General features: G+C 39.8%; 15 protein-coding genes. All 15 read right to left on the bottom strand.

What is annotated here, in order from left to right; genetic code table 11:
* Nucleotides 1-26: 26 nt before the first annotated feature.
* Entirely contained in the window at nucleotides 27-1,103 is a 1,077-nt protein-coding gene (locus tag B5D25_RS01660) for a 6-phosphofructokinase (RefSeq protein WP_078786002.1), read from the bottom strand.
* A 71-nt stretch (nucleotides 1,104-1,174) separates the two neighbouring features.
* Nucleotides 1,175-1,771: a recombination mediator RecR gene (gene recR / locus B5D25_RS01655; protein ID WP_078786001.1), complete on the bottom strand. Its 597-nt coding sequence runs from the start codon at nucleotides 1,769-1,771 to the stop codon at nucleotides 1,175-1,177.
* The gene (locus B5D25_RS01650) at nucleotides 1,772-2,119 is read right to left on the bottom strand and encodes a YbaB/EbfC family nucleoid-associated protein (RefSeq protein ID WP_078786000.1); all 348 of its coding nucleotides are present in this window, start codon (nucleotides 2,117-2,119) and stop codon (nucleotides 1,772-1,774) included.
* 51 nt (nucleotides 2,120-2,170) lie between these two features.
* Nucleotides 2,171-3,862, bottom strand: coding sequence for a DNA polymerase III subunit gamma/tau (gene dnaX, locus B5D25_RS01645; protein WP_078785999.1), 1,692 nt, complete (start codon nucleotides 3,860-3,862; stop codon nucleotides 2,171-2,173).
* 211 nt (nucleotides 3,863-4,073) lie between these two features.
* Nucleotides 4,074-4,985: a DnaJ C-terminal domain-containing protein gene (locus tag B5D25_RS01640; protein ID WP_078785998.1), complete on the bottom strand. Its 912-nt coding sequence runs from the start codon at nucleotides 4,983-4,985 to the stop codon at nucleotides 4,074-4,076.
* A gap of 224 nt (nucleotides 4,986-5,209) precedes the next feature.
* A complete protein-coding gene (locus tag B5D25_RS01635) occupies nucleotides 5,210-6,046 on the bottom strand; it encodes a hypothetical protein (protein WP_078785997.1) in 837 nt (278 codons plus the stop codon).
* Between the two features lie 224 nt (nucleotides 6,047-6,270).
* A complete protein-coding gene (locus tag B5D25_RS01630; RefSeq protein WP_078785996.1) occupies nucleotides 6,271-8,001 on the bottom strand; it encodes a phospho-sugar mutase in 1,731 nt (576 codons plus the stop codon).
* A gap of 114 nt (nucleotides 8,002-8,115) precedes the next feature.
* The gene (locus B5D25_RS01625) at nucleotides 8,116-8,751 is read right to left on the bottom strand and encodes an SGNH/GDSL hydrolase family protein (protein ID WP_078785995.1); all 636 of its coding nucleotides are present in this window, start codon (nucleotides 8,749-8,751) and stop codon (nucleotides 8,116-8,118) included.
* A gap of 2 nt (nucleotides 8,752-8,753) precedes the next feature.
* Nucleotides 8,754-10,115 (bottom strand): CCA tRNA nucleotidyltransferase, encoded by a 1,362-nt coding sequence (locus B5D25_RS01620; RefSeq protein WP_341443598.1) that lies wholly within the window; start codon nucleotides 10,113-10,115, stop codon nucleotides 8,754-8,756.
* Between the two features lie 111 nt (nucleotides 10,116-10,226).
* Entirely contained in the window at nucleotides 10,227-11,663 is a 1,437-nt protein-coding gene (proS, locus tag B5D25_RS01615) for a proline--tRNA ligase (protein ID WP_078785994.1), read from the bottom strand.
* 31 nt (nucleotides 11,664-11,694) lie between these two features.
* The gene (locus B5D25_RS01610; RefSeq protein WP_078785993.1) at nucleotides 11,695-12,474 is read right to left on the bottom strand and encodes an RluA family pseudouridine synthase; all 780 of its coding nucleotides are present in this window, start codon (nucleotides 12,472-12,474) and stop codon (nucleotides 11,695-11,697) included.
* Between the two features lie 46 nt (nucleotides 12,475-12,520).
* On the bottom strand, nucleotides 12,521-14,362 hold the full coding sequence (locus B5D25_RS01605; protein ID WP_078785992.1) for a DUF885 domain-containing protein: 1,842 nt from the start codon (nucleotides 14,360-14,362) through the stop codon (nucleotides 12,521-12,523).
* Nucleotides 14,363-14,449: 87 nt separating this feature from the next.
* A complete protein-coding gene (atpC, locus tag B5D25_RS01600; RefSeq protein WP_078785991.1) occupies nucleotides 14,450-14,851 on the bottom strand; it encodes an ATP synthase F1 subunit epsilon in 402 nt (133 codons plus the stop codon).
* 14 nt (nucleotides 14,852-14,865) lie between these two features.
* Nucleotides 14,866-16,263 (bottom strand): F0F1 ATP synthase subunit beta, encoded by a 1,398-nt coding sequence (gene atpD, locus B5D25_RS01595; protein WP_078785990.1) that lies wholly within the window; start codon nucleotides 16,261-16,263, stop codon nucleotides 14,866-14,868.
* Nucleotides 16,264-16,279: 16 nt separating this feature from the next.
* On the bottom strand, nucleotides 16,280-17,206 hold the full coding sequence (atpG, locus tag B5D25_RS01590; RefSeq protein ID WP_078785989.1) for an ATP synthase F1 subunit gamma: 927 nt from the start codon (nucleotides 17,204-17,206) through the stop codon (nucleotides 16,280-16,282).
* Nucleotides 17,207-17,215: the final 9 nt, after the last annotated feature.

Below are 17,215 nucleotides of genomic sequence, written 5' to 3'. Positions count from 1 at the left end.
ATAAATAGTCACCAATATTCTTATAATTAATCGCCGAAGCAGATTCCGAGATCCTTGGCACTCTTTACAAGCTGATCATCCGGATCGATAACCTTGAGCTTTCCTGCAGATTCTGCAAGAGGAATAGCATCAACAAGATTATTCTTCATGACAACCAATTTGCCAAAATCTTTATCTCTGATGAGTTCTGCAGCCTTGGCACCAAACCTGCTTGAAAGAACCTTATCATATGCGTCCGGAGATCCACCTCTCTGTGTATGTCCCGGTACAGCAACTCTTACATCAGAATCAAACTTCGCACGTATTTTATCCGCAAGTTCATACGAAACCGAAGGATATGTTGAATTGGCAAGAACAGCCTTTCTCTCCTTCTTAGGAAGCTTTGCAACTTCCTTAGGAATGGCACCTTCCGCAACAGCGATGATTATTGCCTTCTTTCCTTCCTTCTGAGTTTTCTCGATGGCTTTATAAACCTTCTTAATGTCATATGGAATTTCAGGGAGAAGAATAGCATCAGCACCACCTGCTATACCGGCATGAAGAGCGATCCATCCAACCTTATGTCCCATTATCTCTATAACAAAAATTCTGCTATGAGATTCTGCTGTAGTATAGATATTATCGATACATCTTGTAGCAACATCTATCGCACTCTGAAAACCAAAAGTCACATCAGTTCCGTAAATATCATTATCTATAGTTTTTGGAAGACCTATAACATTAAGACCTTCTTCCGAAAGTCTGTTGGCAGTCTTCTGAGAACCATTTCCGCCAAGAACAACAAGTGCATCAAGCTTTAACTTCTTGTAGTTCTCATTCATGGCTTTTACCTTATCAACCCCATCAGCCGTAGGAATATCTATTTCCTTAAACGGCATTCTGCTGGTTCCGAGAATTGTACCGCCTTTGTTGAATATTCCGGCAAAATCATTATATTTCATTTTTCTGTAATTGCCGTAAACAAGTCCTTTGTATCCATCTATAAAACCATAGATTTCAAATTCATCCCCGATCAGAGTCTTAATGCCTCTTACAACGCCTCGCATTGTTGCATTAAGCGCCTGACAGTCACCCCCGCTTGTAAGCATACCTATACGTAACATAATACTGTACCTCCCTCTCCTTAAAATCAGATGTTATAAAATAACATTTTAAATCAGATACATTTTGGCATTTATAATATAACCCTGCCATCCAGAGCCCTGGTAAGCGTAACTTCATCTATGCATTCAAGATCGCCTCCAACCGGAACACCGCTTGCAATCCTGCTGACTTTTATGCCTGCAGGCTTAACCATCTTGGAAATATACATAGCCGTCGCTTCTCCTTCAACACTGGAATTGGTTGCGATGATCAGTTCCTCTACATCCCCTTGAAGTCTGACCATAAGTTCCTTCAGCTTTATATCCTGCGGACCGATACCGGCGCTCGGATTTATAACTCCGTGAAGGACATGATAAACGCCTTCGTATTTGCCTGTCCTTTCATATGCCGCAAGTTCTCTCGGTGTTTCCACCACCATAATGATCTTATGATTCCTTGTAGGCGATGAACAGATCGGACATTCTTCTTTATCCGTGATAGTGTAACACGTCTTACAATATTTGATATTGCGCTTTGCATTTATGATGGAATCCGAAAGAGCCTTCGCCCTCTCTTCAGACATATTGATTATATAAAATGCAAGGCGCTGAGCCGACTTACTTCCGATACCCGGAAGATGAGACAGCTCCTCAATAAGACGGTTAACCTCTCCGCCATATATATCCATTTAGAAAGGAAAACCTCCTCCTAAACCACCTGTTATCTTACCAAGCTGTTCTCTCTCATCATCAGCCTGCATACGGATAACTTCATTTACAGCAGCCATAACAACTTCTTCAAGAGTCTCGATGTCTTCAGGGTCAACAACTTCTTCAGCTATCTTAACAGAAGTGATTTCTTTCTTACCGTTGATCTTTACAGTAACAACTCCGCCACCTGCAGATGCTTCATATTCTTTAACTTCAAGTTCAGCCTGTGTATCCTCCATCTGCTTCTGCATCTTCTGTGCCTGCTTCATCAGATTGTTCATATTTCCCGGCATCATGCCGCCACCGAATCCACCTCTTTTTGCCATTTTAAAAATCCTCCTTGATTAAAAAAACTACTTTTATATAAATAAAACAACTCAGGCCTGATCTATCGGAAAATCAACTTTCCCTTTGGTTTTAACACTTTTTCCCTGTTTTGAATCACTGCCGTCATTATAATTATTTCGTATGTAAAATACTATCTTACGCTTGTAAATATCAGCTATTCCATTTGTGATCTCTTTAATGTGAGAAATGAAAAATTTCTGCGAATGAGCATCTTCATACTCACTCCAATCATTATCCACAACAAGCTTATCACCATAAAGCCTTATCTTGAGTTTTTTTGCAAAAGGCTGATAAACCTTCGGAATCCTGTTAACAATACTGTCCCAATTATTTACCACATCCTGAAGCACATCCACCGAAGCCTCGTTATAAGACTTTCTTACTTCATTCATGTCGATATCGCTATTTCTTCTCACAGGACCGTCACCGGCACTTCCTGTCCCTGAAGAATCCGAATAATTACCTTTAGCAAGTTCTTCTCTTATCAGCTTTCTTACAGCCTCTTCACTGATACCTGCTCCACCTGAACTTTGGGATCCTGTACCCTCTGAAGAAGAACTGCCTCCTTCTCCGGAAACGATCTTCTCAAGTCTTTCAACTCGTCCGGTCACAGCCGAAATATCACTCTGCATCTCAGGTCTTACCATTCTGATAAGCGCTATTTCAAGAGTGATCCTCTTTATTGTAGATATCCTTATCTCCTGAAGAAGTTCCCCAAGTATATCAAGATATCTCATAAGAGCATCGGTTGAAAAATCTTTTCCAAGTTCTACAAGTCTCTCAGCGGTTTCTTCCGTAATATCAAGATTACTTCTTACTCCCGGTGATATTTTCAGGAAAAGCATATTTCTGATGAACCATATATAATCCGACACAAATTGTGTGAGATCTCTACCCTGCCAAACCACCTCATTTACAATATCCATAAGGCTGTTGATATCATCTTTAATTATGGTCTCGGTCATCCTGATAAAAATATCCACATCCACCGCACCGATGGAATTCAGTACCTTTTCAAATGTCAGTTCTTCGCCGAGATTAAATGAAATGCACTGATCAAGTATACTAAGAGCATCTCGCATTGATCCGTCGGCTGCTCTCGCAACATATCTAAGTGCTTCATCTGTGGCTTTTATGCCTTCTCGTTCCATAAGTTCAGCAAGTCTTGCAGTTATGGTCTCAATGCTTATCCTGTGGAAATCATATCTCTGACATCTTGACATTATGGTCACAGGAACCTTCCTTGCCTCTGTTGTGGCAAGAATAAATATAACATATTCCGGTGGTTCCTCCAAAGTCTTAAGAAGAGCATTAAATGCTCCTGCAGAAAGCATATGAACCTCATCTATGATATATACAAGATACTTACCCTGACTCGGCGCATATTGAACAGCTTCAGTAATCTGTCTTATATTGTCAACGCCGTTATTAGAAGCAGCATCTATCTCTATCACATTGAATGAATTACCTCTGGCAATCGCTTTACAGCTTTCACATTCTCCACACGGACTTCCGTCAACGGGATGCTCACAATTGACCGTCTTTGCAAAAAGCTTTGCAATACTGGTCTTACCTGTTCCTCTGGTTCCGCAGAAAAGATAAGCATGCCCTATCCTGTTATGGATAACCTCATTTTTTAATGTTTTAACTATATGTTCCTGACCTTTTACTTCTTCAAAACTGTCAGGACGCCATTTACGATACAGTGCTGTATATGACATTTTCCAAACCTTCTGTAGTCAAATTTATATCCGCGGACGGCATGATCCCGCCGAATCGCATACCACCTTAATTATAATAAATATACAGGTCTAATTCAAGTATGGCCTAACTTTAGTTTACGCAGTAAAGACACGAAAACTCCCTACAGGTAAGTATCTCTAAATACCTGTAGGGAGATCATCAATACTTTAATCAATATACTGCCGATTACTAATCATTCTCCATAATCTTTCTGTATTCAGCAAGTTTTTCTCTGGCCTTTTTACTTACTTTTCTAGGAACATCAATCTCTATGGTTACATACTGATCACCATATGAATTTCTGTTCATGATCGGCATACCCTTGCCCTTAAGTCTTACCTGCGTTCCGGCCTGAGTGCATTCCTTAACCTTACAGCTTACATCGCCGTAAAGAGTATGCATAACAACCTCGCCACCGAAAACAGCAGTTGTGAAAGGAATTCTGATAGTAGAATAAATATCTATTCCTTCTCTTCTGTATCTCTCATCTTCCGCTACTTCAACAAGAAGTATAAGATCTCCCGGCTCACCACCATTTGGACTTGGTTCACCTTTTCCTCTGAGTCTTATTCTCTGACCTGTTTCCATACCTGCAGGAATCTGAACACTTAAGCTTTCCTGTTTACCGGCATTTCTTATATTTAATACTTTTTCACAGCCTTTAGCACATTCCTCAAGAGTTATAGTAACCGCTGCACTTACATCACGTCCGCGCATAGGTCCTCTCCGTCCGCCGAATCCACCTCCGAAGAAACTTCCAAAGCCTCCGCCGAATCCGCCTCCGAAAAGTCCTTCAAGAATATCATTAAGATCTCCGCTGAATCCATATGAAGAATATCCACCGGCTCCGCCGAATCCCGGATCCCCTCCATTTTCAAATGCAGCCATACCAAACTGATCGTATACGCTACGCTTCTTTGGATCACTTAATATCTCATAAGCTTCCGAAGCCTCTTTGAACTTTTCTTCAGCTTCCTTATCTCCCGGATTGGCATCCGGATGATACTTCTTTGCAAGTATACGATAAGCCTTCTTAATAGCTTCTTCATCAGCTGATTTATCTATTCCCAGAACTTCATAAAAATCTCTCTTCTGGCTCATCACTCAGTCACCTTCTTAAATAAACACTATCACTTCATGTTGCGAATCCCATCTCAAAATAAAATATTTTGAGCGACCGATAAATAGTCCTTAAATAAATTGCCACCGGATTCCGCCACCATGTGACCATCATTATTTTTTCAAACATAGTGATTATAACATCAAAGTTAGCACTCGTCAACTTTGAGTGCTAATAATAAAGATTATTTAAGAATTTAGTAAAATTAAAACTCTCGTATGACATCAATAAGCTCTTCTCTATAATCTACCGTACCGCTACCGGCGCTATTAATATCTCCCCATCCTCCGCTTATCTCTACTTCAGCGCTGACAATAACATTTTTGGAAATATATTCATATTCACAGACCGATGCATCACAAACATCTTTGAGCCATCCCATTCTGAAATCGTCTCCTGCATCTTCTATAACTCCGTAATTTCTGATATCGCCGGCAAATACCCTTTTTGCATCTTTCTCATTTTTAAATACATAAAAATGCAATTGATCGTATGGTGTCTCACGTTTGCCATTATTGAATATTTCATCACATTCAATCCCATCAACTTCTGTATGCCTGATAGTTGATTCATCAAATCCGCAATGTTTGATTATTTCCTCTGATGTCGTAAGTTTATTTTTCTTGCTATTTTCCTCCATCTTTCTGATCAGAGGAAATGAAACAATAAGCGCCAGTGCTAAAAGCGCACCAATTATCGAATACGCAAGTATTTTCTTTGAAGACTTTTTTCTCATTTTCTTCTGATCATATGCCTGACCTCCGCCATTCATGATCATATTCATGTTCGGACCCTCATATACATTCGGTCTTACGTATCTTCCCTGTATCATATTCGGTTTCATGCCCTGGTTCATATTCACATTCATATTCGGTTTCATGCCCTGGTTCATATTCAGATTCATGCCCTGACCATTATATATATTCGATCCTGCATATCCTCCCTGCACGGAATTCATGTTCATATTTGCATTCATGTTCGGATTCATGCCCTGGTTCACATTCACATTTGCATTCATATTCTGATTGTTCAATTCATTCATAAAAAGCTCCTTCCGATATTCATATAACTTTTAATCCAACACTTTCATACTTTCAATAAGCGGGTCATTTTCATCCTCCGCTTATGTAGTCATATTATATATACGGAATAGGAGAGCAAAATTATGGTAATTCCAAAAATAAAAAACGTATATTTCCTTTGAGAGATAATATAAATCCCCAAAGAAAATATACGTAATTTTAGTAAACAAAATTATTTATTTAATTATTCCAGACTGCTGATAAGCTTCTGAACATCTTCTGCAAACTTATCTGATTTAGCCTTGCTGTCTTCAAGAGATGTACCCTTAACTCCATAATAGAATTTAATCTTTGGCTCAGTTCCTGAAGGACGTGCACAAAGCCATGCATCATCTGAAAGATCATAATAGATAACATTTGACTTAGGAAGTCCTGTTGATGTTACCTTGCCTGTTGCAAGATCTGTAACTGTATCTTTCTGATAATCTCTTACTGCAAGAACTTTATAACCAGCAATCTCTGAAGGTGAATCAGCACGGAGCGCTTCCATTATGGAACCGATCTTAGCAATTCCTTCGATACCCTTCATTGTAATAGTTGTGATAGCATCGATATAATATCCATACTTATCGTACATATCAATCATTGCATCCCAAAGTGTCTTGCCCTGTGATTTGTAGAATGCAGCAGCTTCGCAAAGAGCCATTGTAGCAACGATAGCATCTTTATCACGTGCATGTGTTCCGATAAGACATCCGTAGCTTTCCTCGAAACCGAAGAGATATGTTCCATGTCCTTCATTTTCATATGCAAGGATTCTTCTTCCGATCCACTTGAATCCTGTAAGGCATTCCTCTTCTTCAACATTGTATGCTTTTGCGATCTGATCAACAAGATTGGTTGTAACTATAGTCTTAACAAGTTTTCCATCTGCAGGAATTCCCTTTGTAGCAGCAACCTGACTAAGCTCATATTCAGCAAGAAGGCTTCCTGACATATTACCTGTAAGGCACATATATTCGCCTGTCTTAGAATCTTTTACATATACACCAAGTCTGTCTGCATCAGGATCTGTTGCAAGAACGAGATCTGCATCAACTTCTTCAGCAAGTTTAAGGGCAAGCTTAAATGCTTCCTTAGCTTCAGGATTTGGATAATCAACAGTTGGGAAATTACCATCCGGAAGTTCCTGCTCAGGTACAACATAAACATTAGGGAATCCGATTTCTTTAAGGATTCTTCTTGCAGGAATATTTCCTGTTCCGTGAAGCGGAGAATATACAACCTTGATATCCTTACCAAATTTATCTATAGTATCCTGATGGATTATTACCTTCTTGAGTTCAGCAATATATGCATCATCAACTTCCTGACCGATAACATTATAAAGTCCTGCCGCAACAGCTGCATCCATATCCATTGTCTTAGCATCTTCAATCTTAAGAGCTTTAACACAGTCCATGATACCTGTATCATTTGGAGGAGTTATCTGTGCTCCGTCCTCCCAATAAACCTTATATCCGTTATATTCAGGTGGATTATGGCTTGCTGTTATATTGATACCTGCGATACATCCAAGATGTCTTACTGCAAATGATAATTCAGGAGTTGGTCTTAATGATTCAAAACGATATGCCTTGATGCCGTTTGCATTAAGTGTAAGTGCCGCAACATCTGCAAATTCAGGAGAAAAATTTCTACAGTCAAATGCAATGGCTACGCCCTTATCCTGGCCGCCTTTTGAAATGATATAATTCGCAAGTCCCTGTGTTGCTCTTGCAACAACGTACTTGTTCATACGATTGGTTCCGGCTCCGATAACACCTCTTAAACCGGCTGTTCCGAATTCAAGTTCAGAGAAAAATCTTTCTTTGATCTCATTTTCATCATTCTCAATAGCCTTAAGTTCCGCCTTTGTTTCTTCATCGAAAAAAGGATTTGTCAGCCACTCTTCATAAACATTCTTATAATCCATATATAAACTCCTTCCGGTTATAACTTACAAAAAACTACTTTCGATTATACTCTAATTATGCAAAATTGTGAAGTTAATATATAAAAGTTAATGGAAGAATCACAAAATAAATTTCTACTTAAAACAGCCGGAATTTTTGTAAATAGCATCCGCCAACTGCTCATGCGCCTCAGGTGAAAGATGAAGCGAATCTATCACAGAAGGCTTAATATATTTAGCCGCATCAAGGAAAATACAGCCATTTCTGTCGGCAACTTCTTTATAATATTTCGGAAATTCTTTCGACCTGTCGATGGCATTTTCAAGAAAGCTTCCATAGAATACGGAATCCTTAATTCCTTCTCCGATTTCCGGAGGAGAGATAAGAACTATTCCAGGAACAAATCCCTGTTTTTCTTTTGTAAATTCTATAATGTCCTTTACAAGGATCTCAACATCCGCTGCAATTCCTTCCGCTGTTGCATGAAAATGCTCCTTAAGATCATTGCTTCCAAGCATCAGTATCACTATATCCACAGGCTTATGCGAATTAAGACAAGGTTTCAAATAATCCCTTCCGTTTTTCCATCCTTCAACCGGATCATCTTTCACAGTAGTTCTGCCGTTGCAACCTTCTTCAATGACTTTATATTCATTTCCCAGAAGTTTTCCAAGTCTTCCCGTCCATCTGATATTTGACGGATATCTGGAGCCGTCTTCCGGATTATATCCGTATGTATTTGAGTCCCCATAACAAAGTACCGTTTTCATGATCATTTTCCTTCCACATTACTTAAATGCTCTTCTATCATATGTTTCAACTTATCATTTTCATTAAGCGACGGGTCATCCATCACTCGTTCCAGAAGATAGTTTAGTATCTCCCCTATCTTCGGCCCCGCAGGAATACCAAGTCCCATTATATCTTTACCTGTGATATCAAGCTGCTTTACTGTGAAACAATCTTTATCTCTGATTATTTCATCATAAAGCTTTTTGATGCTCTCGGTATTTTTAATCTTCTCTTCTTTAAGATGGTCGCTCTGGCCACAAATATCAGCATATCTTATCGCCAGATAATCCTGAAAATTCTCTGCCCCGAATTCCGACAACATTCTACGAAGAGACCTTTTGGAAACATCACCGTAAATCCCGTAATCATGCCAATAAACAAGTCTTCTCACAGCCTTGATACTGTCGTTATCCATTCTGAGCCTTTTCATTATCAGAACGGATTTGTCCGCGCCGTAAACAGCATGCTTTTTAAAATGATCAACTCCATTTTCATCTGTGGTCCTGCATTCCGGCTTTGCTATGTCATGCAGTAATGCTGCATATCTAAGTACTTTTTCCGCCGGCACGCTCTGCAAAACTTTAATGGTATGTCTGCCCACATCATATATATGAAATGGAGTATTCTGCGGAGTTTCCATCATTTTGTCAAATTCAGGAAATATTATTTCCGTAATTCCAAGGTTATATGCATCGATAAGAAGTTCCGGATGATCGGACATAATAAGTTTGGTAAGTTCTGTCTCGATTCTCTCAGCACTTACATCTTCAAGATATTTCACATGACGCTTTATGGCTTCTCTTGTATTTTCTTCTATATCAAATCCAAGCTGTGCAGCAAATCTTACCGCACGCATTATCCTGAGCGCATCTTCGTCAAATCTTGCATCCGGATCCCCTACAGCTTTTATGATCTTATTTTCAAGATCATCCATACCGCCGTATATATCCACAATACCGGTTTTCTCACTGTATGCCATGGCATTTATCGTGAAATCTCTTCTTAATAGATCTTCTCTTAAATTCCTTGTGAATTTCACATCCGTCGGATGTCTGTGGTCGCTGTATTCTCCGTCCACGCGGAATGTCGTAACCTCGAAGCCTTCATCACCGAGAAGAACTGTAACCGTTCCATGCTTGATCCCGGTATCAACAGTCCTTTTAAATATACCTTTTACTTCAAGAGGCATTGCCGAAGTTGTGATATCCCAGTCATGCGGATCTCTTCCGAGTATACTGTCTCTTACACAACCGCCCACAGCATATGCTTCATATCCTGCTTTATTTAGTTCACCTATAATTTGAGCTACCCCTGAAGGTAGCTCTATTTTGATATTGTTCATATATATCCTTATTGTAAAACCATTTCGAAATAGTAATATGACATACTCGTCAAATGTCAAACCACCCTCTTGCTTGCAGGAAAAGGAGGATGACATTATGACGCATATATCTTAATATGCTCTTCCGAAATAAACCATTTTCTTCGCAGGTTTTCCGCAGTGAACGCAGACATCTGAGAAGCATTCCTGTTCAAATGGCATACATCTTGTAGATGCACCTGTCTCTGCCTTGATTGCTTCTTCACATTCTGTGTCTCCGCACCACATTGCTTTAATGAATCCCTGACGATTCTCTATAATATCCTTAAACTCATCCCATGACTTTGCAGTATGAGTATTGGCATCTCTATGTGCTCTTGCCTTCTCAAGCATATCCTTCTGAATAGTATCAAGAAGTTCAGGAATACGCTTTTCAAGATCTGTAAATGCAACAGTTTCTTTCTCGCCATTATCTCTTCTTACAAGGATAGCCTGACCTGCTTCGATATCTCTTGGTCCAACTTCAAGTCTAAGAGGAATTCCTCTCATTTCCTGCTCTGCGAACTTGAATCCAGGTGACTTATCAGAAGCATCAACCTTAACTCTTGCATAAGCACTGATAGCACTTCTGAGTTCTTCAGCCTTTTCAAGAACTCCTTCCTTCTTCTGCATGATAGGAACGATCATAACCTGTGTAGGTGCGATTCTTGGTGGAAGAACAAGTCCGTTATCATCACCGTGAACCATGATAATAGCACCGATAAGTCTTGTTGTTACGCCCCATGATGTCTGATGAACATACTGGAGTTTATTCTCCTTGTCAGTATACTGTACACCAAATGCTTTTGCGAAACCATCACCGAAGTTGTGGCTTGTTCCTGACTGAAGAGCCTTACCATCATGCATGAGTGCTTCGATAGTATAAGTAGCTACAGCACCTGCGAACTTTTCTTTCTCTGTCTTCTGTCCTTTAATTACAGGCATAGCAAGAACATTTTCACAGAAATCAGCATATACGTTAAGCATCTGGATTGTTCTTTCCTCTGCTTCTTCAGCTGTTGCATGCGCTGTATGTCCTTCCTGCCACAGGAATTCTCTCGAACGAAGGAATGGTCTTGTTTCCTTCTCCCATCTTACTACTGAACACCACTGGTTATAAACCTTTGGAAGGTCTCTATATGATTCGATGTCCTTTGCATAGAAATCACAGAAAAGTGTCTCTGATGTAGGTCTTACACAAAGCTTTTCCTGAAGCTCAGAAAGTCCGCCGTGTGTTACCCATGCAACTTCAGGTGCAAATCCTTCAACATGATCCTTTTCCTTCTCAAGAAGGCTTTCAGGGATGAACATAGGCATATATACATTTTCTACGCCTGTTTCCTTGAATTTAGCATCAAGCTGTTTTTGAATAAGTTCCCAAATCGCATATCCTGCAGGCTTAATAGCCATACATCCCTTAACACTTGTATATCCTATAAGTTCTGATTTGATAACAACATCTGTATACCACTGTGCAAAATCCTTCTCCATGGAAGTTATTGCTTCAACTTTTTTCTTATCGTCTGCCATTTTTAAAATCCTCTCTATTCTTTAATCATTTCTAATCGAAATCTTCTTCAAGTTCAATTGCCTGAAATGCTTTTCCTTCCGGCTCAGCCTTCAGAACGATATGTTCATTTGTTACAGGATGATCGAATTCCATTCTCGAGAAATAAAGTCCGATCCCGGCCTTATCAGAAGCATTTCTGCCTTTCTTACCGGGGGCGTGACCGCTGCCGCCCTTCATGTTCTTTCCTTTTTTCGCCTGATCCTTTGCCTTTGAAAATGCCGGGTTATATCTCTGATCACCCCAGATAGGCGCTCCGTGAGAAGCCATCTGACATCTTATCTGGTGATGTCTTCCGGTTAAAAGCTCAACAAGAACATATGATAACGGCCCATCATCCGTCTCAAATTCATCCAATAATTCATAAGAAAGCTTCGCTATCTTAGCTCCTTTTGTCCCCTTTGGAACCACCCTTGTTGTACCTGTCTTACTGTCCGTAAGAAGATAATCTTCAAAAGTTCCGAAGTCGTCAGGGAGCTCTCCCGTAATGACTGCCTGATAATATTTCACTATCTCATTATCCTGCAGCATATCGGAAAGTTTAGCTGCTGTATCCTTATCTTTAGCAAAAAGCATTATACCACCAACGGGCTTATCAAGTCTGTGGATCACAGCAACATATGGCTCCTCATCAGAATCATTATTATCGAAAATATGATCTCTGACAAGACTTACCATATCAAGGTCATTTGTTTTATCTCCTTGTGCCGGTACCCCGCAGGGCTTAATGCATGCAATTAAATATTTATCTTCATAAAGAATATCAAGTTTCATTTATTTACCATCTTCCGACTTTCATAATCGAAAAAACCTTTAATCATTATTTGTTCTTTTCAATATATTTGTCTACCTGTTTACCAAGTATATCAAACTGACATGGACCTGTCTCAAGAATAACTCTGTTAAATTCAACAGGATCAAACTTTGAACCAAGTTCCTCCTCAGCCTTATCTCTGAGAGACTTCATTTCATAATAACCGAGTACATAACTCTGGTATGCAGCAGGATCTCCGGCTACAGTATTGATTATTGACTCTGCAGCAGATTCAGCATATCCATGAGAAGACATGAATTTCTTGGCATCTTCCACTGACCAGTTATTATAATTTACTTCGATATCAAAGATACCCATGATGAGCATACCAAGTTCTGATTCTATTCTTGAAAGTTTTGCTACAGTTGCGTCGCTTTCTGTATTTGGATAATCATATACGTCATATACCTGGTATTCAACGTATTTTGCCCATCCTTCCATATATCCGACAAAACCGTTAACAGCTCTTAAATTACTTGGATTAGTTGACATGTAATAAGCATTCTGGAACATATGTCCCGGACATCCTTCATGTGCAAGTGTAGCCCACTGTCCATCCTTGTGACCACCGTTTACTCTGATGATATTGTTATCAGGAGTATCAAGCGCAGGCGATCTGTAGTAAGCAAGTGTATTTTCCATGATAGTCTCTAATGTTTCATCAAGATAATCAACATTATATGGAATAGTAGGAAGTTCCGGATAATCTTTCATGGCAACATCCATGAGCTTATCGATAACTTCTTTAGATTTCATATTATCAGCTTCACTGAGAAGGTTATCATAATTTGAAATATAATACTGATATCCGTCAGGATCTTCTTTATATGCCTCAGCCATTTCCATCATGAGCTCATCAAGACGTGCATAAAGGAGTTCAAGAGCCTCATCAGGACTCTTCGAAGAACCTGTTCTGCTCTTCATGATAAGTGCATAGCATTCCTTACCTTTATCATATCCTGCAAGACCACCCTGATTCTTTGATTTACCCTTTAAAGTAGGTAAAGTCTTTTCGATATTATTGAATGCAGGAATAACTACCTCAATGATAGCTTTTTTATTTCTTTCTTTATACTGTGCCTTTTCATCATCTGTAAGGAAATCCAACTTATCTATTTCTTTATCAAAAAGTGTGATAAGGAAATGCTTATCTCCGTCCTTTACAAATGTCTGGCACTGCTCAACAACATCATCAATATTCGCATCGCTCATTGCAAATCCAAGATCTGCTCTGTATGCTTCAAATTTGAGAAGTTCCTGTATATAATCACCTGACTGTTCAAGAAGTGATACATAATCCTCAACATCCTGTTTTTCATAGAATGGATAATCTGTAAAATAACTTGCAAAGTCAGACTGAATTCCTCTCATAGGAGAAAAATCTCCTGTGTAGAATCTATATTCTACCTGATCGAAATCAAGCTCCATTTCTTCTTTATATACATCATAAGAGACCTGGTCAACACTGTTTAATCCTTCTCTATCGATGGCTGTAAGCTTGTCATACCATTCTCTTGCTTCTTTCTGATCCTTTTCCACTCCTTCTTCTGACCAGTCGGTCTCTCCCCAGCTTGCCTCTGGTCTGTCGATTCCGAATTTACTTCCATCCTTTATCGAATAGTGGTAATTTAAGAAGCTTTCGCCCATTACATATTTGAAGTAATCATCTTCAAACTGCTTAAAAGCCTCTTCAGCTTCTTTATTAACTACTTCTTCAGTAGTTGCATTTGGCTGGTTACTCCTGCCGGCTCTTGTAGGTTTTTCCGCCGGATCAACTTTTCCACATCCTGCTACAAAAAGCATCATGGTTGCAGAGAGCACCGCGGCAATCTTTTTTAATTTCCTCAAGATTTTTACCTCCTTTAGTTTTTAACTCTTCACTAATCTTTTATAGCATGAAAGCCGTGGACAAAAATGTCACGGCTTCATGTACTGTTATTTGTTTTTTTCAGCCATTCTTATACGAAGAACTGAACGCTTAAGAGCAAGCTCGGCTTTACTAATATCACCGGCATCATCCGAAAGCTTACGCTCCGCCCTGATCTTAGCTGCTTCTGCTCTGTTTTTATCAATATCTTCCGGCCACTCTACGGCTTCCGCAAGTATTGTTATCTTATGGCCGAGAATTTCCGCAAATCCCGAATGAAGTGCTGCAGTTCTTACTTCTTTATTCTTATGTATTCGCAAAACCCCGGGCGCTATAACAACAGTTGTAGGTACATGCTTTGGATAGATACCAATATCACCTTCTACTGTAGTAAATTCCACAAAATCTGCTTCGCCATTATAAAACTCCTTATCCGGAGTTATTATCTTTAACTGCATCATCTCTGCCATATCATCATTCCTTATTATCTGTTCTTATATCTCTCAACTACATCATTGATAGTTCCTGCATTAAGGAAATAGCTTTCAGGAATTTCATCATGAAGTCCTTCGAGAATCTCTTTGAAACCTCTGATAGTCTCAGCTACAGGTACATAAGTTCCAGGAAGACCTGTGAACTGCTCTGCAACATGGAAAGGCTGTGAAAGGAATCTCTGGATTCTTCTTGCTCTGGCTACTGTAAGCTTATCAGCTTCGGAAAGTTCATCCATACCAAGGATAACTATGATATCCTGAAGTTCTTTATACTTCTGAAGAGTTTCCTGAACTCCACGTGCAACCCTGTAATGCTCCTCACCTACAACTCTTGGATCAAGAATTCTTGATGTTGATTCAAGTGGATCTACGGCCGGATAAATACCAAGCTCAACGATCGATCTTGAAAGAACTGTTGTTGCATCAAGGTGAGCAAATGTTGTAGCAGGTGCCGGGTCAGTAAGGTCATCGGCAGGAACGTATACAGCCTGTACCGATGTGATAGAGCCATTCTTTGTAGAAGTGATTCTTTCCTGAAGAGCACCCATTTCTGTCTGAAGTGTTGGCTGGTAACCAACTGCTGAAGGCACACGTCCGAGAAGCGCTGAAACTTCTGAACCTGCCTGTGTAAATCTGAAAATATTATCGATGAAAAGGAGCACATCCTTATGACTTACATCTCTGAAGTACTCAGCCATAGTAAGACCTGTAAGACCAACTCTCATTCTTGCTCCAGGTGGTTCGTTCATCTGACCGAATACCATGGTGGTCTTATTGATAACTCCTGATTCTTTCATTTCATAATAAAGGTCATTTCCTTCACGAGTACGCTCGCCAACGCCTGTGAATACGGAATATCCACCATGCTCTGTAGCGATATTTCTGATAAGCTCCTGAATAAGGACCGTCTTACCTACTCCGGCACCGCCGAAAAGACCGATCTTACCACCCTTCTGATATGGGCAGAGAAGATCTACGACCTTTATACCTGTTTCAAGTATCTCTGTATCTGTAGCCTGTTCTGAGAAATCCGGAGCTGCTCTGTGAATAGGGAGCTTTTCTTCTGTCTCCGGAGCCTTTCCTCCATCGATAGGATCTCCCAAAACATTGAACATACGTCCAAGTGTATTCTCACCTACAGGAACTGTAATTGGTCCTCCTGTAGATATGGCCTCCATTCCTCTTACAAGACCATCCGTTGAACCCATGGCAATACATTTAACAGTATCATCGCCCATATGCTGTGATACTTCAACACAGAGCTTTTCGCCATCAGGTTTCGGTATCTCTATAGCATCATAGATTTCAGGAAGCTGTCCTTCCGGAAACTTGATGTCAATGACAGCACCGATTATCTGTGATATTTTACCTTTAACTTTATCTGCCATTTATATTCTCCTCTGTTTACAATGCTTCTGCACCGGCAATGATCTCTGTAAGTTCCTGTGTGATAGAACTCTGTCTTGCCCTGTTATACTGAAGCGAAAGTCTGCTTATCATATCTTCCGCATTTTCTGTCGCTGAATCCATAGCCTGCATACGTGCTGCATTTTCACTTGCAATCGACTCCAGAAAAGCTCCGTATATGATATTGGTCATATATTTCGGAATGATAAGATTAAGCACTCTCTCTTCCGGTGTCTTTCCACCCGGCATAGCTACTCCAAAATTCATCGGAATCTGCATTTCTGTTTCCATGCCGTAATTCATGAGAAGATTCTGATCTTCTTCAGCTTCTCCAAACTTTTCAGGATCAAAGTCATCCTTATCAACAGGAAGAAGTTTTCTGATCACAGGATCATGGACTACAGTATTTTTAAAATCCGTATATGCTACATATATCTCACCGATTTCACCTTTTTCAAACTGCTGAAGAAGCTCCTTGGTAAGTGCCATGCAGTCATCATATAACGGATCATTTATGATATCGGAATAATCCTTATAAATTGTATAACCCTTACGTGAAAGACCTTCGAGTCCCTTACGTCCGAGTGCATAAATGTATGTACTCTCCTTATCGAATCCGCTTCCTTCAATAAGCTTTACGATATTTGAGTTATATCCGCCCGCAAGTCCTCTGTTAGAACTCATAACCAGAACAGCCTTTCCTGCGCTGTTATTCTTCGCAAGATATTTGCTATCCAAGCTTGATGTCTTAGAAAGGATCGAGCATATAGTAGTGTACAGAAGTTCAAAATAAGGTTCATTTGCTTCAACCTTAGCTCTGGCCTTCTGCAGTTTTACAGTAGAAACAAGCTTCATGGCTTTTGTTATCTGCTGCGTACTTTGAACGCTCTCGCGACGTCTCTTAATGCCTCTCATTGAAGCCATAGAAACTTA

The organism is Eubacterium ruminantium, assembly GCF_900167085.1.
In the GTDB taxonomy this organism is placed as follows: domain Bacteria; phylum Bacillota; class Clostridia; order Lachnospirales; family Lachnospiraceae; genus Eubacterium_Q; species Eubacterium_Q ruminantium.
The sequence above is the reverse complement of the archived record's forward strand: the minus strand, read 5'-3'. Positions and strand labels throughout refer to the sequence as shown.

Excerpts from the sequence above, each read along its gene's own strand:
- B5D25_RS01625 (WP_078785995.1), bottom strand. The coding sequence starts at position 8,751 with ATGAAAACGGTACTTTGTTATGGGGACTCAAATACATACGGATATAAT.
- B5D25_RS01630 (WP_078785996.1), bottom strand. The coding sequence starts at position 8,001 with ATGGATTATAAGAATGTTTATGAAGAGTGGCTGACAAATCCTTTTTTC.
- proS (WP_078785994.1), bottom strand. The coding sequence starts at position 11,663 with ATGGCAGACGATAAGAAAAAAGTTGAAGCAATAACTTCCATGGAGAAG.
- recR (WP_078786001.1), bottom strand. The coding sequence starts at position 1,771 with ATGGATATATATGGCGGAGAGGTTAACCGTCTTATTGAGGAGCTGTCT.
- B5D25_RS01660 (WP_078786002.1), bottom strand. The coding sequence starts at position 1,103 with ATGTTACGTATAGGTATGCTTACAAGCGGGGGTGACTGTCAGGCGCTT.
- B5D25_RS01650 (WP_078786000.1), bottom strand. The coding sequence starts at position 2,119 with ATGGCAAAAAGAGGTGGATTCGGTGGCGGCATGATGCCGGGAAATATG.
- dnaX (WP_078785999.1), bottom strand. The coding sequence starts at position 3,862 with ATGTCATATACAGCACTGTATCGTAAATGGCGTCCTGACAGTTTTGAA.
- B5D25_RS01635 (WP_078785997.1), bottom strand. The coding sequence starts at position 6,046 with ATGAATGAATTGAACAATCAGAATATGAATGCAAATGTGAATGTGAAC.
- atpC (WP_078785991.1), bottom strand. The coding sequence starts at position 14,851 with ATGGCAGAGATGATGCAGTTAAAGATAATAACTCCGGATAAGGAGTTT.
- B5D25_RS01640 (WP_078785998.1), bottom strand. The coding sequence starts at position 4,985 with ATGAGCCAGAAGAGAGATTTTTATGAAGTTCTGGGAATAGATAAATCA.
- atpG (WP_078785989.1), bottom strand. The coding sequence starts at position 17,206 with ATGGCTTCAATGAGAGGCATTAAGAGACGTCGCGAGAGCGTTCAAAGT.
- atpD (WP_078785990.1), bottom strand. The coding sequence starts at position 16,263 with ATGGCAGATAAAGTTAAAGGTAAAATATCACAGATAATCGGTGCTGTC.
- B5D25_RS01620 (WP_341443598.1), bottom strand. The coding sequence starts at position 10,115 with ATGAACAATATCAAAATAGAGCTACCTTCAGGGGTAGCTCAAATTATA.
- B5D25_RS01610 (WP_078785993.1), bottom strand. The coding sequence starts at position 12,474 with ATGAAACTTGATATTCTTTATGAAGATAAATATTTAATTGCATGCATT.